Below are 26,397 nucleotides of genomic sequence, written 5' to 3'. Positions count from 1 at the left end.
AGGGCGCGATGCATCAGGGCTTTTCCGAGATCGGCGGCTCGACCGCCCCCCTCGCCACGGTCGAGGCAGCGGTCGACCGCGCGACCGCGGCGCTCGCCAACCTGCAGCGCGACGACGGCCATTGGGTGTTCGAGCTTGAAGCCGATGCGACCATCCCGGCCGAATATGTCCTGCTTCGTCATTATCTCGACGAGCCGGTCGACGCCGGGCTCGAAGCGAAGATCGGCACTTATCTGCGCCGTATCCAGTCGGCCGACCATCATGGCTGGGGCCTGTTCCACGGCGGCGCGTTCGACGTCAGTGCCTCGGTAAAGGCCTATTATGCGCTGAAGATGATTGGCGACCCGATCGACGCGCCGCATATGGCGCGTGCGCGCGCCGCGATCCTGGCGGTCGGCGGCGCGGCGGCGGTCAACGTCTTCACCCGTATCCAGCTTGCCTTGTTCGCTGCCGGCCCATGGTCGGCGGTGCCGACCATGCCGCCCGAGCTGATCCTGCTGCCGCGCTGGTTCCCTATCCATCTCTCGAAGATGTCCTATTGGGCTCGCACCGTGGTCGTGCCGCTGCTCGTGCTCGGCGCGCTTCAGCCGGTCGCCCGCAATGCGCTCGGGGTGAAGGTCGACGAGCTTTATACCGGCGAGAAGATTCGCCCCGGCACCAAGGCTGCCGACCCCAAATGGCTGTGGACCCACGGCTTCAACGCGCTCGACCGCGTGCTCAAGGTCGGCAACGGGCTCTGGCCGAAAAAACTTCGCGCCCGGGCGATCAAGGCCTGTGTCGATTTCGTGCTTGAGCGCCTGAACGGCGTGGATGGGCTTGGCGCGATCTACCCGGCGATGGCGAACAGCGTGATGATGTTCGACTGCCTTGGCTACGCCGAGGATCACCCCGCCCGCGCGATCGCGCGACAATCGATCGAGAAGCTCCTCGTGATCCGGGAGGACGAGGCCTATTGCCAGCCCTGCGTGTCGCCGGTGTGGGACACAGCGCTCGCCGCGCACGCGATGCTTGAGGCTGGCGGCGACGATGCCGAGGCGCGCGCGGGCCGGGGACTCGACTGGCTGAGGCCGCTTCAGATTCTCGACGTGAAGGGCGACTGGGCCGAGGAAAAGCCCGATGTCCGCCCCGGTGGCTGGGCGTTCCAGTATAATAACGCGCATTATCCCGATCTCGACGACACCGCCGTGGTGGTGATGGCGATGGATCGCGCCAGAACCAGCCACGATCAGGAGGCCATCGATCGCGGCGTCGAATGGACCGTCGGCCTGCAGAGCCGCGACGGCGGCTGGGGCGCGTTCGATGCCGACAACAGCTATCATTATCTCAACAACCTGCCCTTCGCCGATCACGGCGCACTGCTCGATCCACCAACCTCGGACGTGAGCGCGCGCTGCGTCTCGATGCTCGCGCAACTCGGCGAGACGCGCGACAGCGACCGAATGCGCGCCGCGCTCGATTTCCTCGCGAAGGAGCAGATGCCCGACGGCAGCTGGTTCGGGCGCTGGGGCGTGAACTATATCTACGGCACTTGGTCGGTGCTGTGCGCTCTCAACGCGGCGGGTTTCGCGCCCGATGAGCCGATCGTGGCGAAGGCGGTCGACTGGCTCACCCGGATTCAGAATGCGGATGGCGGCTGGGGTGAGGACTGCGAGAGCTATGCGCTCGACTATAAGGGCCACACCCCCGCCCCCTCGACCGCCTCGCAGACCGCCTGGGCGCTGCTCGGGCTGATGGCTGCGGGCGACGTGGACTCGCCGGCGGTGGCCCGGGGGATCGACTGGCTCGCGGCGAACCAGGAAGCCGACGGGCTCTGGGGGCAGGAGATGTACACCGGCGGCGGTTTCCCGCGGGTCTTCTATCTGCGATACCACGGCTATCCGAAGTATTTCCCGCTCTGGGCGATGGCGCGCTATCGCAACCTCAAACGCTCCAACACGCGCCGCGTCGCGCACGGCATGTGACCATCCTGGTCGCGACCGGCCTCCATAAGGAGGCCGCGATCCTGGGCGGACCGGGGGTAACGGTGATCGCCGGCGGTGGCGATGGCGCGCGGCTGGAGCAGGAGTTGGAGGCTGCGGCCCCTGGCGCACGGGCGATCCTGTCCTGCGGCCTCGCGGGAGCGCTAGACCGGGCCCTGAAGGCCGGCGATCTCGTGATTGGTTCCCTCTCCCTTGGGGAGAGGGAAGGGGCCCATGCCGAAGGCATGGAAAGGGTGAGGGCGACGGGTAAGACCGATCCTGACGATCGCCCTCACCCTTCCGCCGCTTCGCGGCTCCCTCCTCCCTCTCCCAATGGGAGAGGGAATGCAGCCCTGTTCGACGCGCTCACCACGCATCTCATCGGGTCCCATGTCGGAACGATCGTCGGCAGCGACACCATCATCGCATCAGTCGCGGAAAAGCACACCCTCCACACGACCACCAACGCCCTCGCCGTCGATATGGAATCGCATATCGCCGCCCGGGTCGCGGCGCGTCATGGCCTGCCGTTCGCGATCGTCAGGGCGATCTCCGACACCGCCGATCACGCACTCCCGCCGGCTGCGCTTGTCGGCATGCGGCCCGATGGAAGCATGGCGCTGGGCGCCGTCCTGGCGTCCCTCGCCAGGAACCCGCGCCAGCTACCGGCCCTGATTCGCACCGGACGCGACGCCGGCCGAGCCTTTTCCGCGTTACGCCGCGTTCGCGACGTGCTTGCTGGCCTTGGGATTCGCCTTGCGGATGATCTCGAGCTCCCGCTCGACATGCGATGAGTGAACATCCTGTGCCGGGCGCTGGTTGCTGAGGTCGATGTCCTGCGCCATCGGCCCGCTCGTCCGCACGCCCTTGCGCCCGATCGCGAACATCTTCAGCGGATGGCGGATCGAATCAGTCGCAGCCGTGCCCTCGAACCCGCAATGGACCATGCAGTCGGCGCATTTCTCGTACTTGCCGACGCCGTAATCGTCCCATTCGGTGCCTTCCATCAGTTCCTTGAAGCTCTGCACATAGCCTTCGCCGACCAGATAGCAGGGCTTCTGCCAGCCGAAGACGGTGCGCAGCGGCATCGACCAGGGCGTGCATTCATAGCTCTGGTTGCCGGCGAGGAAGTCGAGGAACAGCGGCGAATTGGTGAAGGTCCATTTCTTGCCGCCATCGCCCTTCGCGAACACGTCGCGGAAGAACTGCTTGGTGCGGGTACGGTTCAGGAAATGGTCCTGGTCAGCGGCGCGCTCATAGGCATAGCCGGGCGAGATGGTGATCTCGACGCCGCGCTTCTGCATCTCGTCGAAGAAACCGGCAAGCCGGTCGGGTGAGGCGCCGTCGAACACGGTGCAGTTGACCTGGACGCGGAAACCCCTCGCCTTGGCCAGTTCGATCGCTTCGATCGCCACCTCATAGGTGCCGTCCTGATCGACCGCGTGATCGTGCATGCCCTTGTCGCCATCGAGATGGATCGACCAGGTGAAGAAGGGCGACGGCGCGTAGTCGTCGATCTTCTTCTTCAGCAGCAACGCGTTGGTGCAGAGAATGACGAACTTCTTCTTCGCGATATAGCCCTGCACGATCTTCGGCATGTCGCGATGGAGCAGCGGCTCGCCGCCCGCGATCGACACCGCAGGCGCGCCGCACTCGTCGATCGCCTCCATGCACTGATCGAAGCTGAGCCGCTGGTTGAGGATCGCATCGGGATAATCGATCTTGCCGCAACCGGGACAGGCCAGATTGCAGCGCAACAGCGGTTCAAGCATCAGCACCAGCGGATAGCGTCCGCCCTTGATGTGCTGCTTGACGGTGTACGCACCGATGCGGACGAGGGGCGAGAGCGGGAGACTCATGGATCTGTCCTATTTGGCCATTGCGGCGGCAGCGCGCGGCGTCACGTTCCTGAGTTCCGGCGGCAGGCTGAACTCGATGTTTTCCTCGACGCCGTCAAGCTGCGACACCTCGATCCGCCGCAACCGTGCGAGCGCGGCGATGACGTCATCGACCAGCTCGTCGGGCGCCGAAGCCCCCGCCGTGATGCCGACCGCGTCGACACCCTCGAGCCACGCCGGATCGACGCCGCTGCCGTCAGCGACGAGATAGCTGGGCACGCCCATCTCCACGCCGATCTCGCGCAACCTGTTGGAATTGGAGCTGTTCTCCGCCCCGACCACGATCAGCAGCTCGCTGACCCGCGCAAGATCGCGCACCGCCGTCTGGCGATTCTGGGTAGCGTAGCAGATTTCCGAGACGTCGGGGCCCTGCACATCGCTGAACCGCGCGCCGAGCGCGGCGATCACGCTGCGCGTATCGTCGACGCTGAGCGTGGTCTGGGTGACATAGGCGACCGGCGTATCCGTCGGCAGCGGCAGCGCATCGACTTCCGCCGCGGTCGAGACGAGGTGGATCGGCGCATCGACCTGCCCCATCGTGCCCTCGACCTCGGCATGACCGGCATGGCCAATCAGGATCAGGGTGCGGCCAGCCTTGGCGTAGCGGCGCCCCTGGACATGAACCTTGGTGACGAGCGGGCAGGTCGCGTCGAGCACCGGCAGGTCGCGCAGCCGCGCCTCGTCCTGCACTGACCTGGCGACGCCATGCGCGCTGAAAATGGTCGGCGCGCCGGCCGGAATCTCGGCCAGTTCGTCGACGAAGATCGCCCCTTTGCTCCTTAGCTTGTTCACGACATGCCTGTTGTGAACGATCTCGTGCCGGACATAGACCGGCGCGCCATAGAGATCGAGGGCACGTTCAACGATATCGATCGCCCGGACCACCCCGGCGCAAAAGCCCCGTGGCTTGGCCAGGATCACACGAAGCACAGCATTGTTATTGGCGGTCATCAAACTCGTGCCCAGTCCCCGTACTAGTCCTGCACCAGCCCCCGCTCCAGCGACATCCCTTCGCTGTTGCACGCAGGAGATAGCGACGCGGCGACCGAAGCAAAAGGTATAAAAGCACAAGGAGGTGCCGGAACGTCGCCTTTCGGCCCTATCTTTTCAAGAAGGGTGGATTTTGGGCCACAGCGCCGATACATCGCGTCCGGGGCAGAAAATGGAGCGAGTAGAAGATGCGCAACCTGTCCCCCGTCCTCCTCATTGCCGCGCTCGTCGCGCCGGCTTCGGCCGCCCAGGCCCAGGCCAGCGACCCTGCCCGCGCGCCGGTTCAGGCGCTCTGCGACGGGCTCGTCTCGATCATGAAGGGCGGCAAGACGATGGGCGTGCGGGGCCGCGCGGCAGCGATCGGCCCGGTCGTTGACCGGGTCTATGACGTGCCGCTGATGACCCGGCTGACGGTCGGCACCGGCTGGAACGGGATCGCCCCGGCGGACCAGACCGCCCTGGTCGCCGCCTTCCGGCGCATGGTGATCGGGCAATATGCCACGAACTTCGATTCGTTCTCCGGCGAGAAATTCACCGTAGAGCCTACCGTCGAGACTCGCGGGACCGACAAACTGGTCCGCACCAACCTGATACAGTCAGGCGAGGCGCCGGTCCCGATCGCCTATCGCCTACGCGCGAGCGGCGGGGGCTGGAAGATCGTCGACGTCTTCTATCGCAACGCGATCAGCCAGCTTGCCACCCGCCGGTCCGATTTTTCCCGCGTATTGGCCACGGGCGGCGCGAAAGCGTTGATCCGTCACCTGGACGAACTGGCTGCCAAGGGTGGCAATTGAGCGTCGGACTCGTTCTGCCGGCGATCGCGCTGCTTGGCGCGTCGCCGGAGCAACCCGTCGCCCCCTTGCAGCCTGCGCCGCCAGCGCAGGTTTCGCCTGCGGCCGAGCCGCAACAAACGGTTGCGACACCTGAGTCCGGGCCGAATTCCACCCCACCCGCTCCGGCCAAGGCAATGGACCCGGCCCTCGACCCGGCCCTGCCCGGGCCGCTGATCGATTCCGCCATCGCCCCCACCACGACGGCTCCAGTAGCGATCCGGACTATTGAGCGCGCGCCTGGCGACCCGCTGGAAAATTTCAATCGGAAGATGTTCTCGACCTTCCAGAAAACCGACCGGAAGTTCATCCGGCCGGCGGCGATGGCCTATAAGCACGTCGTGCCCAAGCTGGTCAGGTCGGGCCTTCGCAACGCCCTGAGCAACCTGAACGAACCGATCGTCTTCCTGAACGACCTGCTCCAGCTCAAGCCGGGTCGGGCGGTGAAGACGCTGGTGCGCTTCCTCGCCAACTCGACGATCGGCATCGGCGGCCTGGTCGACGTCGCGAAGACGCCGGCCGTCAGACTGCCACATCACGACAATGGCTTCGGCAATACCCTGGCCTATTATGGCGTCGGGCCGGGGCCGTATCTGTTCCTGCCCTTTGTCGGCCCGACGACCCTGCGCGACCTGATCGGCGGCCAGGGCGACGGCTTCGTACTGCCGGTTGCCGTGGGCAAACCGTTTGATCGCTGGCAATTCCAGGTACCAAAGGGGATCGTCTCGGCACTCGACCAGCGCGCGGAATCGGACGCCGACATGAAGGCGCTCCTCGACGGCGCGATCGACCCCTATGCGACGCTGCGTTCGGTCTATCTCCAGAATCGCACGGCCGAGATTCGGGCATTGCACAGCGGCGCTGCCGCGCAGGGGGAAAATCCGCTCGAGGACCCGCTCAGCGATCCGGCGGGTAGCTCGGCAAGCCCGCTCGCCGATCCGCTGAACGATCCGGCAGCGACATCCCCTGCACCCTCGCCCTCTCCCGGCGCCGACAAGACCGATCCGGCGAATCCTCTGAATGATCCGCTGTCCGATCCGGCCGCCTCCACGCCGGCACCGGCCAATAATCCCTAGGCTGGCGTCGGTTCCGCGGCGGCCTTCTTCTCCGGCGGGCCAAGCAGGGCCGGCTCGAACACCAGGGCGCAGATCAACGTCCAGATGAGCGAGATCATCAGGATCTTGCCCATGCTTGCCGTTCCCGGGTGATGCGAAAGCCACAGGCTGCCGAACGCCGTCCCCGTGGCGAGCGCGCTGAACAGCACTGCGCGCGCCAGGCTCGACTGGAGCAGGTCGGTCGCCCCGCCCCGCCACGCCATCACGAAATAGATGTGGAAGGCGACGCCGACGCCGAACAGCAGCGGGAAGGCGATGATGTTGGCGAAGTTGATCGGCTGGCCGATCAGCACGCAGGTGGCCAGCGTCAGGAAGATCGAGAGGATCACCGGCGCCAGCGTGAACATCACCTCGCGAAGGTTGCGCAGAACCGCCAGCAGCAACAGGCTGACCAGCACGAAGGCGATCACCCCGGCCTGCACGAACGCGCCGGCAACCGTAAAGGCGGCAGCCTGGGTCGCGACCGGAAGGCCGGAAATCGCCGGCGTCACCGTCGCCACGGCGGTGCGGAACCGCTTGATCACCTGATTGTCATTGCCATCCCCCCTGGGGAAGACCTGCAGCCGGGCGCGGCCATCAGGCGCGATCCAGTCCCGGACCATATCCGATGGCAGGTTTTCCCGCGTGACAGGCTCCGCCTGGAGGGCCAAGCGAACCTGATCGAGCATGACCGCCAGCGGTCGTGACAGCATCGCATTCACTTCAGCGCGCTTGGCCGGCGTGGCCGATGCCAGTCGGTCGAACGCGACGGCGAGGCGCCGCGCATCCGCCATACCCTGCCCGGTGCCGGGAACTGCCTTCAACCGGCCCGCCACCTGTCGGAGCGACGCCACCAGCGCCGCGTCGTCCGGCGCCGCTGCCACATCGAACGGGTTGAGCGTGAGGTCGAGCAATACCGACGCGTCCTGGATCAGGGCGAGCTTGGCCGGCTGGTCCTCCGGCACGAAGCTGTCGACCGAGATCACCTGACCGACCTCGGGCAGCGCCGACAGGCGTTTCACCAGGCCGGCCGCCGCCTGGGGATCCGGCGCGAGGACATCGATCGTGTTCGGCGTCCGGTCGGGGTCGCGGGTCAGGTCGGTCAGCGCCTGCATCGACGGCGCCTTGGGATCGCGCAGGTGAAGCGGGTTGAAGTCGAACACGACCCAGGGAAGCAGCGCGATGCTGACCACCATCGACACGCCGAACCCCCAGAGCACTGCCTTGCGACGTTGTTCGAGGAATCGGTCGGCGGGTGCGAACTGGGCAAAACCCACCTCCCGGCGCGGCGCGCCCGGACGGAGCAGCAGGACCAGGGCGGGCAGGAGAGTCACGCTGAACAGCAGCGCGATCACCATGCCGAGGCCAGCGATCACACCCAGTTCGGCGATGCCGACATAGGCAGTCGGCAGGAACGCCCCGAAGCCGAGGAATACAGCCCCAGCCGCCAGCAGCAGCGGCGCGCCCAATGCAGCGGCTGCGGCCTGCAACGCAGCCGCAGGAGCCAGCCCCGCCACACGTTCAGCATTGTAGCGCACGCAAATCTGGATGCCGAAATCGACGCCGAGGCCGACGAACAGCGGGATGAAGGCGACCGAGATCAGGTTGAGGCGCCCGACCGCGAACAGCCCCACCGCAAGGGTGACGATCAGCCCAAGCACGATCGTGCCGAAAATCGCCGCGACCAGCCGCACCGACCGGGTCGCGAACCACAGGGTCAGCAGCATCGCGCCGAGCATGACCATTCCGACCGCGCCGATATTCTCCTGCAGCGTTGCGAATTCCTCGTCGGCGAGCGGCACCTCGCCGGTCAGCCGAACGCTGACGCCGTGCGCGGCATCGAGCTTCAGCGCAGCGGCGGCGGCATGGACCGCGTCGCTCGCCGCCTCGCCCGGCATCAGCGCGCCATGATCGAGGATCGGCTGGGCCAGGATCAGGCGGCGTTTGGGCGGACTGAGCGGCCCTGCGCCAGTCGCGAACAATTGCTGCCACGAGAAATAGCTCGGCTTGCCGTCAAGCGACCGCTCGGTCGCCTCGGCCAGCGCGCGCATCGGCCGGTCGATCTGGCCAAGCGTCGCCGCCTTCGCCTCGACGCCGTCGAGCATCGTCGACAGCGCACCGTTCACGCCGCGCAGCGACGGATCGGCGGCAAGCGGCCCAAGCATCGGTTGCGCCTCGATCAGCGATGCCATCGCCTGCCGGACATCCTCGCGCGATCCGAACAACAGGCCTTCACGGGCGAAGAAATCCCCACCATCGGGCCGGCGCACCAGCCGAAAATGCGCCTTGTCCGCCGCAAGCCCGACCGCCAGCTGCGCCGCCGCATCCTCGGCCAGCTCGGGTGTCTGGCCGTCGATCACCACCACCATCACGTCGCGCAGTTGCGGAAACGCTGCCTCCATGGCCCGTTCCTGCTTGCGCCAGTCGATATCGGGCGAGATCAACGCCCCGGTATCGGTCGTCATGTCGAACCGCGCTGCTGTATAGAGGAGCGCCAGTCCCGCCAGCACCACGGACAGCAGCAGCGTCAGCCAGGGACGGCGGACACTGGCGGAGACGATCGCGGGAATCGGCGAACGCATTCGCTCAGCGCGCCTTTGCCGGTCCGGAGGGACCCAGGAAATAGCGCATCTTCAACCCGATCGTCTGTTCTCCGCCGTTGAAGGCGAACACGGCATCAGCCCATTTCGGCGGCCCGAGGCTTATCCGGGCATCGTTCGAGAACCCGACCCCTTCCTTGGGGACGCCGAACAGTGCGCGATCGACCTTCTTGTTGCGATTCTCGTCATGGAATATCTGCGCCGCATAACGGCCGGGCGGCAGGTTGTGGACGGTGACCACCGTAACGCCGGCATGTGCCTGCGCATCCCCGACATAGGGACAATCGTCCTTCAGGAACTGCGCCTGGGGACAGATATCGACATGGACCACGCCGGTCGAATTGCGGACATTGTCGATCCGCAGGGTCAGCGTGCCGGTAGGCGCCGGCGCCGCGGCAACGCCGATGAAGCCGATCGCGACGACAATCGCGGCTCGCACCCGGTCAGACAGCATCGCGGCGCGCTTCTTCGATGAGGCTCCCTGAATTGTGTCGGAGGGCCTTGAGGACGGTATCGACGATGGCGTCGGCATCGAGGCCAGCCTCGGCATATTGTTTCTCGGGTTTGTCCTGGTCCTGGAAGGTGTCGGGCAGGCGCAGGGTGCGGATCTTCAGGCCAGCATCGACCAGCCCGGTGTCGCTCGCCAGGGTCAGCACATGCGCGCCGAGCCCGCCGATGGCGCCTTCCTCGATCGTCACCGCAACCTCATGCGTGCTCAGCAGCTTGCGGATCAGCGCCTCGTCGAGCGGCTTCACGAACCGAAGATCGGCTACCGTCGTCGACAGCCCCCGCGCATCGAGCGCGTCAGCCGCCTTCAGCGCCTCGCCGAGCCGCGTCCCCAGCGACAGGATCGCCACCTTGTGCCCCGTGCGCACGATCCGACCCTTGCCGATCTCCAGCAGGTCGGGAACCTCGGGCAGCGCCACCCCGGTGCCGTTGCCGCGCGGATAGCGCACCGCGATCGGCCCTGAGTCGTGATGGACGCAGGTATGCGTCATGTGCACTAGCTCCGCCTCGTCGGCCGCCGCCATCACCACGAAGTTCGGCAGGGTCGCCAGATAGGTCACGTCGAAGCTGCCCGCATGGGTCGCCCCGTCGGCCCCGACCAGACCGGCCCGGTCGATCGCGAACCTGACCGGCAGGTTCTGGATCGCCACGTCGTGCACCACCTGGTCGTACGCCCGCTGCAGGAACGTCGAGTAGATCGCGCAGAACGGCCGCATCCCCTGCGCGGCAAGACCCGCCGCGAACGTCACCGCATGCTGCTCGGCGATGCCGACATCGAAGAACCGGTCCGGATAGGCCGCCGCGAACTTGTCCAGCCCGGTCCCCGACGGCATCGCCGCCGTGATCGCGCAGATCCTCGCATCGCTCGCCGCCTCGGCGACCAGCGCCGCGCCGAACACATTCTGGTACGCCGGCGGCCCCGGCGGCGCCTTGGCCTGCGCGCCGGTGATCACGTCGAACTTCTGCACCCCGTGATATTTGTCCGCCGCCGCTTCCGCCGGCGCATAGCCCTTGCCCTTCTTGGTCACCACATGGACCAGGATCGGGCCTTCCTCGGCATCGCGCACATTCTCCAGCACCGGGATCAGCTGGTCCAGATTGTGCCCGTCGACCGGACCAACATAATAAAAGCCCAGTTCCTCGAACAAGGTCCCGCCCATCGCCATCCCGCGCGCGAACGAATCCGTCTTCTTCGCCGCCGAATGCAGCGGACGCGGCAGCTTGCGCGCAAAGCGACGCGCCAGCTCCCTCAGGCTCAGGAACTCGCGGCTCGACACGATCCGCGACAGATACGCCGACAACCCGCCAACCGGCGGCGCGATCGACATGTCGTTGTCGTTCAGGATCACGACCAGACGGTTGCCCGCCCCTTCAGCGTTGTTCATCGCCTCATAGGCCATGCCCGCCGACATCGCCCCGTCCCCGATCACCGCGATCGCCTTGCCCGGCTCCCCCTTGATCTTGTTCGCGATCGCAAAGCCGAGCGCCGCCGAAATCGAGGTCGAGCTGTGCGCCGCGCCGAACGGGTCATACTCGCTCTCGCTGCGCTTCGTGAAACCGCTCAGCCCGCCGCCAGCCCGAAGCGTCCGGATCCGGTCTCGCCGCCCCGTCAGGATCTTGTGCGGATAGCATTGGTGCCCGACATCCCAGATCAGCCGGTCTCGCGGCGTCTCGAACACGTAATGGATCGCCGTCGTCAGCTCCACCACGCCAAGACCAGAACCAAGGTGACCTCCCGTCACCCCAACCGCCGCTATCGTCTCCGCACGCAGCTCATCCGCCAGCTGCCGCAGCTTCGCCACAGGTAACCCGCGCAAATCCGCAGGCGTGATCACCGTATCCAACAACGGCGTTTTGAAATCGGGATTCATGTTAAAACCGGATCTCCTCATGCACCCTTCCTAGTCGAAGCGGGTGCAGACGCAACGAAAGAGGTCACTTTCGAACCGAAATCGGCCGCCGCCGACACACCCCGGCATTGACAATCGCGTCAGATTCCGGAGTGCGCGAACGCGTGGCCGGTGCGGCACCTCAATGAGGTAACACACCTGAAAATTGGCCATTTGTTGGCCGATTGTTGGCGGAGAAGAAAACGATGTTGCGTTGGGAGCTAGACCAGAGCCTCGGAAATGCCGAGCGGGCCTTCAGCGGAGACCTTTGCGTTGGCATGATCGGTACCCTGACGGACGCCCCAAGCGCCTGGTGGTATACGCTCGATGGCGTCGTCATGAATCGCCTGGCGCGATGTGATGGCCACGTCGCCAGCGCGAAGGAAGCCCGGGTCGAGGTGGAAAAAGGCTGGGCCAGATGGTGCGAGGCCGCCGATCTGGCCCCGTCGCACGCCTGATCTCCATCGCGCCGCCATACAAGAAGAACCAACTTGGACCCGATCGGCTCGACGGTCGCTGACGGGCTGAATATGGTCCGCCCTCCCGGCACCTCCATGGCGGCGGCAAGAGGGAGACGGAAGTAGGTTCATTGGAACGGCGGCCGACCACCCTGCGATCCGTGCCGCCGCGTTCCCGAACCGCGTCGGAATAGCCGCCATGCCGCCGCGACCGCATCATGTCGAACGCCTGACCCTCGACATCGACCTCGCCGGCCTCGGCTCGGCGTTGAATTTACGCGCGCGCGCCGAAGAGATGTCGCGCACGCTCTTTCCCGCCGCGCTCGAACGAATTCTCGATTCGCTCGTCCCTGTCGACCTCCTCCTCAGGCTCGATCGGATCGACCTCGATCTTGGCAGCATCGCCGCCGAGCGGATGGAAGAAGAGGTCAGCGCTGCGCTGGAACACGCTCTGACCGAGGCCATCGGCAATGCCGTCGCCGCGGCGCGGCACGCCGCCGACGACGCCCCCGGCGCGACGATGGAAAAGGCCAGGCTCGAGGATTTCGATACCTATCTCCTCCATGGCGCCCCCCGGTTCCACAGCACGGCCGACCTGTTCGATCCGGCCCGCTCGCTCAGGCAGCTGATCGCCGAACAGCCCGGAGCGTTGGTGGCAACGCTGCGCCGGCTCGCCCGGTATCGCCACGCCCTCGAACGGCTCGTGTTGCAAACGACGACCGAAGATCTGCGGGCCCTGCTGACCATCCTCGCACCGATCGATGTCGCCGTCATCCTCACCTATCATACCGATCTGCGACGATTGTATCTGCAAACGCCGGCGCCGCTCGCCGAGCCTGTGCTACGTCGCGCCCTCTGGGTGCTCACACTCGAATTCCTGCTGCGCGACGCCGGGACCCAATCGAATCGCCGCGCCTTTGTCGACCATCTGATCCAGGGCATCGCCGTGGCTGAAGGCATCGCCTATCCGGTGTTGCTTGGGTTGCTGCGCGAGGCGCTGCACCGGACCCGGCGACAGCGGCCGATCACAGGGTCGCTGCCCGGGGTGATCGAGGATCTCTTCGCGCGCCGTGGCGACGATGCCGCCACCGATACGCTGTCCGACGCACCCATGCCGGCCCAGCCAGCCGCCGGAGCCGAAACCGCCGACCTTGAAACCCTGCTCGGTCGGTTGCGCGCGGCGGTTGGCAATCCAGCCGCGCTGGAAGCGCTGGTGCGCGGGTTGACCGCGCCAGCCTTCGCCTGGCTGGTCGAACGGCTCGAGCCGGCGCATGCCGCGCTGATCATCGCCTATGTCCACGGCCTGACCCTGCTGCACCACGAAGCCGCGCTGCTGGCGCTGTCGGACGCCGGCTTCGAACGCCAGGTGCGGCTGCTTGTCCTCCGCTATCTGCTGCGCGACGCCGGCACCCAGTTCAACCGGCGGAGCTGGCTGCGTCGCCTGCTGCGCGGCCTGGCCGCGGCCGGAGGCGTTTCCTATGCCTTCCTGCTGGAAACCCTGGTTGGCACCCTCGCCATCCTTCGTCAGCCGGCCGGATCGCTTCCCCTGGCGGTGGCGGATCTCGCCGCCGACCTGCCACCCACCGCCCCGGGCGACCAGCCGGCAGCCGATTCCGACAAGGTCGCGATGCTGCTTTCCGGCCTGCGGCGTCACGGACAGGATCAGACCGCCGTCGCGACATTGCTCCAGGGACTTTCGGCGAGCGATTTCCGGCGCCTCGTGGAACGCCTGCGCCCCGGTCACGCGGCAGCGATCCTGGCCGATCTCGATGACCTCGCCAAGGTGCAGCGCGGGCGATCCCTGTTCGGCCTCTCCGATACGGCGTTCGAGCAGAAACTCAGGCGACTGGCGTTGCGGTCGCTGCTGGCCGAACCGCCACCCCCCTTCCATCGCCTTGCCTGGCTCAGGCAGCTCCTGCGCGACCTGGCGCCGGCCATCGACGCGGATCATGCCCGGCTGCTCGCCTCGCTGGCAGAGGCCGGATCGACATTGCCCCGCGACTCGATCCTCGCGCGGGCGCTTTCGCAGGGCAAGCCGGTGGCCGTTCCAACCACCGCTGAAACCGTGGCCGGGACAACGGGCGACCCAACCGCCCTCGCGCGGCAGCTGTCGCAGGCCGATGGCGCCGGCAAGCTGGGTCTGCTCCGCTGGCTCGCCGGGGACATCGGGTTGTTGCGGCGGGTTATCGCGATATCGGACGATACCGTGCTGGTCGCGGCACTCGGCGCCTTTGGCCGCGCTCATGCCGCCGTCATCGAGCCCGACCTTGCCTCGCTGCTGCGCTGGCATTCGGCTGCGCCGCTGGTGCGCCTCGACGCCGACAAATTCCGCCACCTGATCTGGACGCTGGCCCTTGCGACCCTGGCGCGGGGCGATAGCCGCCTTGACCAGCCCGGTATGCGGCGAGCGCTGATCGCGGGATTGGCCCGCCACGATGGCGTCTCGATTCGCGAGCTTGGAGAATGGCGATCGCTGGCCGCGATCACCGCCGCCGGCCCTGTCGAGGGGACCACCGCCACCAACGCGCCAGCCGAGATGCCGGCAGATCAGCTGCTGCGCTTTGCCGAGCATTTCCTGCGCACCGGCCAGCCGCTTGCGCTCGGACCACGCCTGCCGGAAGCGGCGAATCGCGACCCAGCCGGCTTCACCGCGCTGCTCCGCCGTCTCACAGCCGCTGCGTCAGGAGAAACGCGTGTCCTGATCGACCGTCTTCTGGCCTGGATGCTGCCCGAAGAGATACTGGAGGCGCTGCAGCCGGACCTCGTCGTCCGTGCGGCGGCCCTGGCCGGACATCTCGCCGACAGGCCGGGTGGAAGCATGACGGACGCGTGGACGCGGATCCTCGATGCAGTTCTCCTGGGCAAGGACCCCGAGTTGATCCACGCGCCGGTTGCGCCCGGCGAGCGCCATGATCGGCTCGCGCTGCTCACTCACTGGCTCGACCGCGGCACGCTGCCATGGTGGACACCGCCAGAGGCACGGATCGCCACATTGCTCGGCGATCTGACCGGAGAAACCGTTGCCGTCCTGCGAAAACTGTTCGACGATCCCGATCCGGAACTGGTTTCGGCACGCCTGCGCCGCATCCTCACCCATATGAAGCCGGCCGACGGCGCGGCGCTGCTCCAACGCCTGGCGCCATGGGCCTTCGCCTCCTCCGGACCACTCGCCGCTCTTTCGGCCGGTCTCACCGGCCGCGCGCTTGAGGATCTGCGCATTCGCGCCGCCGTCGCGGCGATGGCCGGCGCGGCGCTCGACATGGCGCGCCTCGCCCGCCCCGTGCCGATGCCCCCCGATCTTGAAGCGATACCGCCGACACCTCCCGCCCGCAAAGATCGATCGATCCTGTTCGCCTGGCTTTCAGGCGCCGGGCCCGCCGACCCGCCAACGCTGGCCCGCCTGTTGAGGCTGCTCGCCGACATGGCCGACCGTGGTGATCCGGCACTCGAGACCGCCCTGCGCGACGGACTGGCTCGCCCGGAAGCAAGGGCACGCTGGGCCGCGGCCATGCCGGGCGAGATCCTCGCCCGTATCGTGCACCGGATCGCACCGGCACGGGCGCGTTTCGTCCTCGACCTGACGATAGTACTCGCCACAGCGCGGCGACAGGCCGCGCCGTCGGGCGCGTCGGACAATGGCGAGCAACTATGGTCACTCGTCCTCACCATCCTGGCGGAGCGGGAGACCCCTACGCCCCGCGCCATCGCAGCCCGGCTGATTGCCGCGGTCGCGAAGGATGTGCCGGACAATGCGCCGCGATTGCGCGCCCAGGCGACCCTGGTTGCACGCCAGGGCGGGCACGCGAATATCGTCGCGGCGCTGCAACGGGACAAGGCGACCGAAACGCCCCGCCCTCCCGCCCGGGCGGAACAACAAGCGGAACGGCGGGTGGAACCTGATCCGCCGCCGCCAACGGAGACCGGTGCGATGTCCTATGTGCGGAATGCAGGGCTGGTCCTGTTCAACCCGTTCCTGCCGCACTTCTTCGAGCGCCTTGGAGTCCTGACGGCCGGCGCCGACGGGATTGCCCGTATCACCGGCATCGAATCCATCTCGCGCGCCGTTCATCTGCTGCAATATCTCGTCGACGAACGGTGCGACCGGCCCGAGCCCGATCTCATTCTCAACAAGCTGTTGTGCGGCGCTGACGCAGCGGCGCCAGTAGCGCGATCGATCGTGCCCGACGCCGGCGATCGGGCGATCTGCGACGAGATGATCAGGGCGATGATCGGCAACTGGACGATCGTTCGCAACACGTCTCCCACGGGCCTGCGCGAGACCTTCCTGCAACGCGACGGGCGGTTGCGCCGGGAAGAAAATCGCTGGACGCTGGATGTCGAACGCAAGACGGTCGACGTACTGACCGACCAGATTCCGTGGAATCGTGCCGTCGTCTATCATCGCTGGATGCCCCAGCCCCTGCACGTGAACTGGTGAGATCGCCATGACCAAGGCACCGTCCGACCACGACGCCATCGAACGCGAACTGGCCTGGTTCCAGCGGGTGATGACCCGGCGCTTCGCCGCCTATCGCGACGCGGCTGACATGGCCGTCGCGGAGATGCCGAAGCCACCCGGCCTGACGCATGCGAAGGGCCCCTATGCGCACCTGCTCCGCGACATGGCGCTTGACCCGCGCGAACGCCTGGTCCTGATGCTCGCGCTGGTACCGCACCTCGCCCCGGAAGTGCTCGATCCTTTCCTGCTGCAGAATCAGGCCACCGGGCGACGGTTCAGCGAGTTCGGCGGCGTCACCGACCAGTCGCATGCGGGCTTTCTGCCCACCGTCGAAACCGCGCTCTTCCTCATTGCCGGTACCGACCTGCCGGAACGCATTCGCGCGCGAGACCTTTTCGCACCCGAGCACAGGCTGTTGCTGGAAGGCGTCCTGACGATCGATCAGCGAAACCCCAACGAGCCGCCCGCTGCCGGGCCGTTGCGGCTGTCACGCGAGTATCTGGAACGACTGCTGACCGGGAAGGACTATATCTTCCCGCCCGGCGAGGGCTTTCCCGCGGAGCGAATCACCACTCCGCTCGACTGGGACGATCTGGTCATCGATTCAGCCACGCGGGCGCAGATCGAGATGATCGGGAGCTGGGTTCGCCATTCGCATACCCTGCTGGACGATTGGGGTCTGGGCGGCCGGTTGAAGCCGGGATATCGCAGCCTCTTCTATGGCGGGCCGGGCACCGGCAAGACACTCACCGCAAGCCTGCTGGGCAAGCACCATGGCGTACCCGTCTATCGGGTCGATCTGTCGCGCGTGGTCTCCAAATGGATCGGCGAGACCGAGAAGAATCTCGCAGGCCTGTTCGACCAGGCGCAGCATCGCAACTGGATCCTGTTCTTCGACGAGGCCGAGGCCCTGTTCGGCCGCCGCACCGATGCAAGCAGCGCCAATGACCGCGCCGCCAACCAGCAGATCGCCTATCTGCTGCAACGACTCGAGGATTTCCCGGGGCTGGTGATTCTGTCGACCAATGTGCGCAGCCACATGGATGAAGCTTTTGCCCGCCGTTTCCAGTCCGCCATTCTGTTCCCGATGCCCGATATGCCGTCGCGGCTGCGTCTCTGGCGGGACATGTTCTGCACCGGGCGCTTCGCGGTGTCGGCAGAAGTAGACTTCAATGCGCTGGCAACAAAATATGAATTGGCTGGCGGCGCGATAGTCAATGTCCTGCGCCATGCCTGCCTTCTTGCAGTTGAACGCTCACCACAGACAATCGAACTGGCCGATATCATGAGTGGAGTCCGCGAGGAGCTTCGCAAGGAAGGACATTATCTCGGCAACTGATCGAGCGTTATCGATATCCCATTGCATTGAATGACATATCCTTCCCGCTGGATTGCCGCACGGCCGCATCGCTGAATGCCAGCGGGAATCACACAGATTCGGTTGCTTCTCTCGCTTGCGCACCTGTCTTGGAGGTGTAAAAAATCAGTTGATGTCGAGCATACGCGGAGTCTTGGAAGTCATCCGCAGGCTCGCCAACGAGTATATGCAAAATCTCGATCGACGTGGGGACGATTGGGTTTCGCTCACCAGTACCGTTTATCATGATGGCTCGGTCAACGACTCGACCAGAGACAAAGTCGTGATGACTCTTTATAATATAACGCGTGAGAACATTATTAGTTCTTACTCGTCTGCAAAGGCCGGAGCTGATGCCTACGCCATCGTGCAACCACCCATTTACATAGATCTGCACCTTGTTTTCATGGCAAACTTCGCAGCGCATAACTATTCAGATGGATTGTCTGCCATTTCGCGCATCATTTCCTTCTTCCAGCAGAATCCGTGGTTCACACAGGCTAACGCACCCGAACTTCCCATCGAAATCGACAAGATAACCTTCGAGATGTCCAGCCTTGATCCTGTCGAAGTCAATTATGTCATGGGCATGCTCGGCACGAAATACCTGCCAAGCGTGTTCTACAAGTTGCGGATGCTTCCCTTCGCGTCGACAGCGATGCGGGCGCGGACCTATCCCGTCGCCGGCGGCGGCATTTCGGAAGAACCAGACGCGGACGCCTCGCTATGAGCATAGCGGGGGCATCGCGATCGTTCACCTATGCGCCGCCGAAATCGGCCAACCGTTTCAGGCGGCTGTTCAGCGTCTCCATCACTCATAATTATTATACCCAGAACGAAGGGAAGTGCCCCGACTTTCGAGTGACGCCGACATCCTCGACCAGCCAGATCCTCGCGTCGCTCGGCATGGCCTTCAAGGACGAAGGCGCCGGGTTCAGCGTCTTCTATCAGCCCCAGGACCTGCACAACATCATCGACTATCTCCGGCACGAAGCGCAGGATCCGGGGGGACGGAACGGCTTCTGGAGCAGGCTTACCTTCCTCCTGTTGCTCACCAATGCGGAATTCGTCGGCGTCACCGCGCTGCCGATCCAGACGACTCAGTCGCGAGCCAACCTCTTCGGCTGCAACCTCGACGCCCATCGGCGCGACACCGGCGGTCCTCCCGATCCGGTCGCCCTGCTGTCGCAAGGCGATTTCATGGGTGCCGACGCGCTTCACCCGGTGGTCGGCAACGAGCTGAATCTGACGGTACCGCCGGAAACCCACCGTGTGATCGTAAGCGATATTTCGGGTGCGGTCGTCATTCCCGCACCCGGAACCGAACCGGCGGCGCTCGCCTCGACCGGCATCGACGCCCCGAAGCGTGTATCGGTCGATCTCAGCGACCTGCCCTATGATCTCTACACAATCTCGCTTCAGGGCAAGGACGGGAATCCGATCAAGGCGCCCACCTACCCGCGCGAGGTTCTCTATGTCCCGTCCGATGGCGAGAGCATGGTGCTGCTCGACATGCTGTTCACGCAGCCGACGCCGGAAAGCGACGGAATCTATCCGATTCCACCGCTGTTCGAATCGGATCCGCCGCTCGGCGCCACCGGCGAACTGGCCTATCGGCTGCCGTTCGACGCGCGTCATACCTATTGGCAATATTACATCGTCTCCCAGGTTCCCGGGTCGCGCCTGAACGATCTGCGCATCGACGGATCGAATGCGCGGTTCGAGCAGGACCCGAAACCAGTGCTGTTGCCGGACGGGTCCGCCGCGATCCTGTTCAGGACCAGCGATCTGCTGCCGCTCCGCCAGAAATCCGGGCAGCGATTCCATCTCACCGGCCAGCGACGCGATGCGAGCGGCCAGAACAATGCGATCCTCGTGGCGCCGCTGCCGGTGGCGCCCGGGACGCCCGTCTGGCCCGGCCCTGTTGGTGAGAGCACGACAGGTACCTCGGAAATGTTTGTTTATGTCTGACCCGGCGACTTCGGCCGCCTAACCGCAAGAGGAAAGCAACGTCATGGCAACGAGCCTCAAGAAAGACCGGAAGACACCGGGCGTTTACGTCACCGAATTCGCGGCTTTCCCCCCTTCGATCGTCGGGGTCGCCACCGCGGTTCCGATCTTCGTCGGCTATACCGAGACCGCCAAGAACCCCTCGAACAACAAACAGATGTATATGCAGGCCGTGGAGATCAGCTCCATGGCCGATTATTACAGCTATTTCGGCTATGGGTTCGACACCAAGGGTATCGTCGGCGCGGGCACCGACACCGTGTATGATTTCGAAGCAGGCTCTTCGGACGGCGAGACGACCACCGCGAAGAACTATGTCGTCGGAACGACCGAGGACGGCACCCACAAGATATCGTTCGCCGCCCAGTTCAACCTCTATTCGGCAATGCAATTATTCTACGCCAATGGCGGCGGAAATTGCTTCGTCGTCTCGGTCGGCAATTACTGGGGCACGCAGAGCGTAACGCCGGGCGGCACGGTGACCCCCGTGGACCAGAAGACGCTGCAGTCCGGCCTCGCCGTCGCCGCCGACACGCGGGGTCCGACGATGGTCGTGGTTCCCGACGCGTGCCTGCTGGTGAAGGTCAAGGAAGACGGCACTTATGACGCCAGCGGCTATGCCGCCGTCGCGGTCGACATGCTCAACCAGGCGGGCAAGCAGCAGGACCGCGTGGCGATCCTCGATCTGCCCGGCGCGCTCATCCCGGAGAACTGGAACTATGCCGGCATGCAGGAGCAGGCGAACGCGCTCTACACCTCGATCGCGCCGGCTGCGGCCAATTTCAGCTATGGCGCGTCCTACGGCCCGGCGCTCGAATCCTCGCTCCTCACCAGCAACGACGTTCTCTACACCAGCCTGACCGGCGCGACCGACAGCATCACCACCATGAACAACCTGCTGACGACTCAGTTGCTCGGCCTTTACCCGCCAACGGTCGACGAGAAGGACAAGACCAAGACCGATTATTCGACCGATTTCGTGAATATCGCGGCACGCATCGCCGCCGCCTTCCCGGTGGCGAAAGCAGATATCACCGCGACCCCCGACACGGTGCCGGCGGATATCACCGGCACGACCGGCACGACCGACAAGCTGTTCGTATCGATGCCGAACGACGCGATCTACACGGCCCCCACCGACGCGGCGGGCATCAAGTCGCTCGACCAGTATCTGCTCAACGCCGTGCCGCTGCTCGGCAACATCCAGCAGATCCTCGCCGACAAGCTCAACGTCGTGCCGCCGAGCGGCGTGATGGCCGGTATCTGGACCCAGAACGATGCGCAGCGCGGTGTATGGAACGCGCCGGCCAATTTCTCCCTCAACGAAATCACCGCGCCCAAGGTGCTGCTCACCGACGATCAGCAAGGCGGCTTCAACGCACCGCTCAACGGCAATGCGATCGACGTGCTGCGCGCGATGGTCAATCGCGGCACCGTCGTCTGGGGTGCGCGCACGCTTGACGGCAACAGCCTCGACTATCGCTACATCCAGGTGCGCCGGACGCTCAACTATATCGAACAGTCGATCAAGCAGGCGCTCCAGCAGTTCGTCTTCGCGGCCAATGACGGCGTCACCTGGGCAACCGTCACGGCGACGATCTCGAACTTCCTCACCGGTCTCTGGCAGGCCGGCGGCCTGATGGGCGACAAGGCGAGCGATGCCTTCACCGTCCAGTGCGGCGTGCCGCAGACGATGAGCGGGCTCGACGTGCTCAACGGCTACATGATCGTCAACGTCACCGTGCAGATGATCCATCCGGCCGAGTTCATCGAGCTGACCTTCACCCAGACGATGCAGGGCGTCTGATCGCGGCCCGACGCGACACGCGCTTTATCCAACCATTCCAAATGACACGCCAAATAACAGGAGTTCATGATGGCAGGCGAAGTAGAAGACGCAGTATGGCCACTTCCGAAATTCTATTTCTCGGTCGCTGGCTTTCCCACCGGCACGGTCAGCTTCCAGGAAGTGACCGGCCTCAGCACCGAGAATACGCCGATCGAATATCGGCATGGTGACAGCCCGAGCTTCTATCCGATCAAGATGCCCGGCCTTGGCAAGGTCGGCAACGTGACGATGCGCAAGGGCATCTTCATCAACGACACGACGCTGTGGACCTGGTTCGATTCGATCAAGCTCAACACGATCGCGCGCCAGACCGTGGTGATCAGCCTGCTCGACGAGACCGCCGCACCGAAGATGGTCTGGACCCTCAACAACTCCTTCCCGATCAAGGTCACCGGCACCGATCTGAAATCGGAAGGGAACGAGGTCGCGGTCGAGAGCATCGACATCGCCTTCGAGACGATGGTCGTCTCGGCGCCGTAATGGTCACCGGCGTCTATATCCCGCCACCCGCCTTTTCCTTTACCGTGGCGGTGGCGGGAAGCGGCACGGCGCTGCAATTGTTGAGCGGCGCCGATGCCAGCTTCCAGGAAGTATCGGGGGTCGACGCCAAGATCGAGGTCGAGACGGTGATCGAGGGCGGCGAGAACCGCTTCGCGCACCAGCTTCCGGGGGTCACCAAATCCCCCAATCTCGTATTGCGGCGCGGTTATGTCACTGCGCCGTCCTTCCTTGCGGAATGGGCGGCGCAGACGGTCGGATCGACGCTGAACGAGCCGATCCTGACCCAGACGATCGTCGTCATGCTGCTTGGGCCGAACCGAATCCCGCTGGTTGCCTGGACCTTCGACCGCGCCTGGCCGGTGCGCTGGGTCACCGGCCCGTTCGATTCGAAGAAGAACGACGTGCTGACTGAAGTGCTCGAATTTTCCTACTCGACCGTCACGCGCATGCCGCTGAACGAGGCGGTAAGCATGGTGCCGGCGGTGTCGGCGCTGATCGGTTACTGAAAGGGCACGACATGCCGTTGCATATCAGTGAGATAGGGGTCCGCATGGCAGTGCGCGATCCCGGCGAGGCGCCGCCCACCGGGGGCTCGGGCGGCGGCGGGAGCGGATGTGGCGCATCGTCCTCCGGGTCCATGACCGGTCCCCAGCGGGATGCGCTGGTGGAGGATTGCGTGCGCGCGGTGCTGCGCAGCCTGAGCCTGCGCGAGACACGCTGAAATGACATCCGGCAGCCTCGAGCGCATGGTCGTCACGGCCTATTCCGACGCGCAATATAACAGCCAGACCGGGCTGCCCTTCACGGTGTGGATCAACCCGGCCAGCTACACGCACGACTTCACCATCTGCTATGCCGATCGCCAGGCGCCGGGCAGCAACGGCCCCTCGCCCGAATATAATCGCGTCGGGCAGGAGAGCATTTCATTCGATCTGGTCTTTGACGCCACCGGCGTCATCCCCCCGCCGATCCCCGGCACGCCCTTGCCGACCGATGGCGTGGCGGGCCTGATCGACAGTTTCATCAAGCTGGTCGCGACCGTCAACGGCGTCATCCACCGGCCGAACTACATCAAGCTTTCCTGGGCTCAGCTTCAGTTCCAGTGCGTGCTGAGCAAGCTGAAGATCACCTATACCCTGTTCAAGCCGAACGGCACGCCGATCCGGGCCAAGGTTGCGGCAACCTTCATGTCCTTCGCCAGCGAGAAGCAACTGGCCGCCGAGGCTAATATGACCTCGCCCGACCTGAGTCATCTCGTCACCGTGGTGGCTGGCGACACGCTTCCCGATCTGTGTCACCGGATCTACGGTACCAGCACTTATTATCTGAAGGTCGCGGCATTCAACGGCCTGCTCGGCTTCCGCCGGCTCGAGCCGGGCATGCAGCTGGTGTTCCCGCCGCTTAAGGGAGCCGGCACGGAGACGGGAACATGACCGCTCCCTCCCCTACCCAGACCGCCGGAGCACTGGTCGCCACCACTATCACGGCGGACGGCAAGGCACTCGACAGCGCCTATCAGGTCGTCTCGATCGACATATGGACCGGGGTCAACAAGCTGCCCCAGTGCCGCGTCGTGATCTCCGACGGGAGCCCGTCCGAGGCGACCTTCCCGATCAGCGAGACCGATGCGCTGATCCCAGGCAAGCCGCTGACGATCTCGCTCGGCTATGATTCGAGCGAGACCCTGGTCTTTTCCGGCACCATCTATCGCCAGGGTCTTCAGGTCACGCAGGACGGCCCCTCCCGCCTCGTCGTCGACGCGACGGACAAGGCGATGGCGATGACGCTCGCGCGCAACAACGCCATCTTCGAGAAGATGACCGATAGCGACGTGATCAAGAAACTGATCGGCGCGGCCGGGCTGAAGGCGACCGTCACCACGACCTCACCGGTCCAGTCGTCGATCGTCCAATATTACGCGTCGGACTGGGATCTGATGCTGATCCGCGCCCAGTTGAACGGCATGGTGGTGATCGTGTCGTCCGGCGAGGTGACGGTGGCGCCGCCCGATACCAGCAAGGCGCCGGTGCTCAGCCTCACCTATGGCGAATCGATCCTCGATTTCCGCGCCGCCATGGACGCGTCGACTCAATATACCGCCGGCGCGATCCAGAGCGTCGCCTGGGATCCGGCGACGCAGGCACTCGCGACGTCCGGTCAGGCAAGCGCCAGCGTGACCACGCCCGGCAACATCTCGTCGGACCAGCTCGCCAAGGTGTTCGGCATCTCGACCTATCCGCAACAGACCGCGGGCACGCTCGAAAAGGCTGATCTTACCGACTGGTCCTCGGCCGAACTACTCAAGGCCAGGCTCGCCAAGATCCGCGGCGAGATCCGCTTCCAGGGCAATGCGCTCGCCAAGACCGGATGCATGGTCACGCTCGCCGGGCTCGGCGCCCGGTTCAATGGCGACGCCTATGTCTCGGCGGTCCATCAGCATGTCGCCGAGGGCCTGTGGATGACGTCGGTGGAGATCGGCCTGTCGCCGCAATGGTTCGCCGCCGCCGCACCCGAGGTCGCGGCGCCCGGCGCGGCCGGCCTGTTGCCGCCGGTCGCCAACCTGCAGACCGGAATCGTGATGAAGATCGACGGCGATCCGGACGGAGAGTTCCGCGTCCAGGTCAAGCTGCCGTTGCTCCAGGCGGGCGACCTGGGCGTCTGGGCGCGGCTGGGCAGTTTTTACGCCTCGAACCAGATCGGCGCTGAATTCTACCCCGAGATCAACGACGAAGTGGTCGTCGCCTTCATGAATGGCGATCCCCGTTTCCCGGTCATCGTCGGCAGCCTGTACAGCAAGAAGAATCCTCCTCCGGTCACGCCCGAGGCGAAGAACAACCTGAAGGCGATCGTCACGAGGGGCAAGCTGCGCATTGATTTCTTCGAGGATCTCCCCGCGGTCGAGGTCTCCACCCCCGCCAAGCAGAGCGTCCGGCTGGACGACAAGGCGAAGACGGTGACGATCAAGGACATGAACAACAACAGCATCACCATGGAGGCTGGCGGCATCACCATCGCCAGCGCCGCCAAGCTAACCCTCACCGCCAAGACCGATGTCGCGATCACCGCGCAGGGCAAGGTCTCGATCAAGGGAACCTCCGGCGTCGAGATCGCAGGCCTCACCATCAAGGCCAATGCCGACACCAGTTTCGCCGCCCAGGGCTCGGCCGAGGCCAAGCTGACCTCGAGCGGCATGGTCACCGTCCAGGGCGGCCTGGTGAAGATCAATTGACCCAGCGCGAGGAAACCACGCCATGCCCCCCGCCGCGCGCGTGACCGATTTCCATGCCTGCCCGATGGTGACGCCGGGCCTCCCGCCGATTCCGCATGTCGGCGGGCCGGTCACCGGCCCCGGCATGCCGAACGTGCTGATCGGTGGGCTTCCCGCGGCGTGCCTCGGCGATCTCTGCGTCTGCGTCGGACCGCCCGATTCAATCGTGAAGGGATCGGCCACGGTGCAGATCGGCGGCCGGCCGGCGGCGCGCATGGGGGACAGCACGGCGCATGGCGGCTCCATCGTGATCGGCATGCCGACCGTGATGATCGGAGGCTAGGCAATGGCCGACGAGATATCGATCTCCCAGAGCTTCCTCGGCACCGGCTGGACCTTTCCGCCCACTTTCGACCGTCAGCTCGCTTCGGTGGAGATGTCGAGCGACGTCGAGAACATAAAGGAGTGCCTGTGGGTGCTGTTCTCGACGGCATTGGGCGAGCGGATCATGGCAGCCACCTATGGCACCGGCCTGCGCCTCAAGGTCTTCGATTCGCTGACCGAGACGCTCGCCAACGACATCCGCTCGCTGATCGCCAAGGCAATTCTCGACTGGGAGCCGCGGATCGACGTGGAGCGGATCGACATCGAGGAAGTCTCCCCCCTGAACGGCGAACTCGCGATCTCGATCGATTTCATCGTCCGCCGCACGAACGCGCGCAGCAACCTGGTCTTTCCGTTCTATCTGAACGAGGCCACGCTTGCGCCGCCACCGATGTGAGGTGACGG

At 65.2% G+C, this 26,397-nt stretch carries 22 protein-coding genes; 17 read left to right on the top strand and 5 right to left on the bottom strand.

The features are described 5' to 3' along the window. Positions 1-8: 8 nt before the first annotated feature. Positions 9-1,961 (top strand): squalene--hopene cyclase, encoded by a 1,953-nt coding sequence (gene shc / locus P0Y59_22095; GenBank protein ID WEJ99567.1) that lies wholly within the window; start codon positions 9-11, stop codon positions 1,959-1,961. Then, a complete protein-coding gene (locus P0Y59_22090) occupies positions 1,958-2,752 on the top strand; it encodes a phosphorylase (protein ID WEJ99566.1) in 795 nt (264 codons plus the stop codon). The genes shc and P0Y59_22090 overlap by 4 nt, the downstream gene beginning before the upstream one ends. On the opposite strand, the gene hpnH is transcribed toward P0Y59_22090, so the two are convergent. Next, entirely contained in the window at positions 2,672-3,817 is a 1,146-nt protein-coding gene (hpnH, locus tag P0Y59_22085) for an adenosyl-hopene transferase HpnH (protein ID WEJ99565.1), read from the bottom strand. The two genes, P0Y59_22090 and hpnH, sit on opposite strands and share 81 nt — an antisense overlap. A gap of 9 nt (positions 3,818-3,826) precedes the next feature. After that, positions 3,827-4,786 (bottom strand): 4-hydroxy-3-methylbut-2-enyl diphosphate reductase, encoded by a 960-nt coding sequence (ispH, locus tag P0Y59_22080; protein WEJ99564.1) that lies wholly within the window; start codon positions 4,784-4,786, stop codon positions 3,827-3,829. A 248-nt stretch (positions 4,787-5,034) separates the two neighbouring features. On the opposite strand from ispH, the gene P0Y59_22075 reads away from it, so the two are divergent. Both P0Y59_22075 and P0Y59_22070 read left to right on the top strand, forming a co-directional pair. Further along, positions 5,035-5,640: an ABC transporter substrate-binding protein gene (locus tag P0Y59_22075; GenBank protein ID WEJ99563.1), complete on the top strand. Its 606-nt coding sequence runs from the start codon at positions 5,035-5,037 to the stop codon at positions 5,638-5,640. Further along, entirely contained in the window at positions 5,637-6,752 is a 1,116-nt protein-coding gene (locus P0Y59_22070) for an MlaA family lipoprotein (GenBank protein WEJ99562.1), read from the top strand. Before P0Y59_22075 ends, P0Y59_22070 begins: the two co-directional genes overlap by 4 nt. On the opposite strand, the gene P0Y59_22065 is transcribed toward P0Y59_22070, so the two are convergent. Genes P0Y59_22065 through dxs form a run of 3 tightly spaced genes read right to left on the bottom strand, consistent with a single transcriptional unit; the run spans position 6,749 to position 11,748 of the window. Further along, on the bottom strand, positions 6,749-9,352 hold the full coding sequence (locus P0Y59_22065) for an MMPL family transporter (GenBank protein WEJ99561.1): 2,604 nt from the start codon (positions 9,350-9,352) through the stop codon (positions 6,749-6,751). The two genes, P0Y59_22070 and P0Y59_22065, sit on opposite strands and share 4 nt — an antisense overlap. Positions 9,353-9,356: 4 nt before the next feature. After that, positions 9,357-9,824 (bottom strand): DUF2141 domain-containing protein, encoded by a 468-nt coding sequence (locus P0Y59_22060; protein ID WEJ99560.1) that lies wholly within the window; start codon positions 9,822-9,824, stop codon positions 9,357-9,359. After that, positions 9,814-11,748 carry a 1-deoxy-D-xylulose-5-phosphate synthase gene (dxs, locus tag P0Y59_22055; GenBank protein ID WEJ99559.1) on the bottom strand — a complete coding sequence of 645 codons (1,935 nt, stop codon included), beginning with the start codon at positions 11,746-11,748 and terminating at the stop codon, positions 9,814-9,816. Before dxs ends, P0Y59_22060 begins: the two co-directional genes overlap by 11 nt. 296 nt (positions 11,749-12,044) lie before the next feature. Between dxs and P0Y59_22050 the strand changes: the two genes are divergently transcribed. From P0Y59_22050 to P0Y59_21990, 13 genes are all read left to right on the top strand, one after another. Beyond that, a complete protein-coding gene (locus P0Y59_22050) occupies positions 12,045-12,224 on the top strand; it encodes a hypothetical protein (protein ID WEJ99558.1) in 180 nt (59 codons plus the stop codon). A 199-nt stretch (positions 12,225-12,423) separates the two neighbouring features. Next, the gene (locus P0Y59_22045) at positions 12,424-16,662 is read left to right on the top strand and encodes a contractile injection system tape measure protein (GenBank protein ID WEJ99557.1); all 4,239 of its coding nucleotides are present in this window, start codon (positions 12,424-12,426) and stop codon (positions 16,660-16,662) included. 7 nt (positions 16,663-16,669) lie between these two features. Beyond that, positions 16,670-18,022, top strand: coding sequence for an ATP-binding protein (locus tag P0Y59_22040; GenBank protein WEJ99556.1), 1,353 nt, complete (start codon positions 16,670-16,672; stop codon positions 18,020-18,022). Positions 18,023-18,194: 172 nt separating this feature from the next. Next, positions 18,195-18,770 (top strand): DUF4255 domain-containing protein, encoded by a 576-nt coding sequence (locus tag P0Y59_22035; GenBank protein WEJ99555.1) that lies wholly within the window; start codon positions 18,195-18,197, stop codon positions 18,768-18,770. Beyond that, positions 18,767-20,011: a hypothetical protein gene (locus P0Y59_22030; protein WEJ99554.1), complete on the top strand. Its 1,245-nt coding sequence runs from the start codon at positions 18,767-18,769 to the stop codon at positions 20,009-20,011. The genes P0Y59_22035 and P0Y59_22030 overlap by 4 nt, the downstream gene beginning before the upstream one ends. 43 nt (positions 20,012-20,054) lie before the next feature. Then, positions 20,055-21,857: a phage tail sheath C-terminal domain-containing protein gene (locus P0Y59_22025; GenBank protein ID WEJ99553.1), complete on the top strand. Its 1,803-nt coding sequence runs from the start codon at positions 20,055-20,057 to the stop codon at positions 21,855-21,857. Positions 21,858-21,926: 69 nt separating this feature from the next. Further along, positions 21,927-22,379: a phage tail protein gene (locus tag P0Y59_22020; protein WEJ99552.1), complete on the top strand. Its 453-nt coding sequence runs from the start codon at positions 21,927-21,929 to the stop codon at positions 22,377-22,379. Next, positions 22,379-22,906 (top strand): phage tail protein, encoded by a 528-nt coding sequence (locus P0Y59_22015; GenBank protein ID WEJ99551.1) that lies wholly within the window; start codon positions 22,379-22,381, stop codon positions 22,904-22,906. Before P0Y59_22020 ends, P0Y59_22015 begins: the two co-directional genes overlap by 1 nt. An 11-nt stretch (positions 22,907-22,917) precedes the next feature. Further along, positions 22,918-23,121 carry a DUF5908 family protein gene (locus P0Y59_22010; GenBank protein WEJ99550.1) on the top strand — a complete coding sequence of 68 codons (204 nt, stop codon included), beginning with the start codon at positions 22,918-22,920 and terminating at the stop codon, positions 23,119-23,121. Between the two features lies 1 nt (position 23,122). Continuing rightward, on the top strand, positions 23,123-23,833 hold the full coding sequence (locus P0Y59_22005; GenBank protein ID WEJ99549.1) for a hypothetical protein: 711 nt from the start codon (positions 23,123-23,125) through the stop codon (positions 23,831-23,833). Continuing rightward, a complete protein-coding gene (gene vgrG / locus P0Y59_22000; GenBank protein ID WEJ99548.1) occupies positions 23,830-25,629 on the top strand; it encodes a type VI secretion system tip protein VgrG in 1,800 nt (599 codons plus the stop codon). The genes P0Y59_22005 and vgrG overlap by 4 nt, the downstream gene beginning before the upstream one ends. A gap of 22 nt (positions 25,630-25,651) precedes the next feature. Next, positions 25,652-25,951, top strand: coding sequence for a PAAR domain-containing protein (locus P0Y59_21995; GenBank protein ID WEJ99547.1), 300 nt, complete (start codon positions 25,652-25,654; stop codon positions 25,949-25,951). Positions 25,952-25,954: 3 nt separating this feature from the next. After that, positions 25,955-26,389 (top strand): GPW/gp25 family protein, encoded by a 435-nt coding sequence (locus tag P0Y59_21990; GenBank protein WEJ99546.1) that lies wholly within the window; start codon positions 25,955-25,957, stop codon positions 26,387-26,389. Positions 26,390-26,397 lie beyond the last annotated feature (8 nt).

Origin of the sequence: Candidatus Sphingomonas phytovorans, from assembly GCA_029202385.1 — a bacterium.
In the GTDB taxonomy this organism is placed as follows: domain Bacteria; phylum Pseudomonadota; class Alphaproteobacteria; order Sphingomonadales; family Sphingomonadaceae; genus Sphingomonas; species Sphingomonas phytovorans.
Note: the sequence above shows the minus strand (reverse complement) of the source record. Positions and strands in the feature narration are given on the sequence as shown.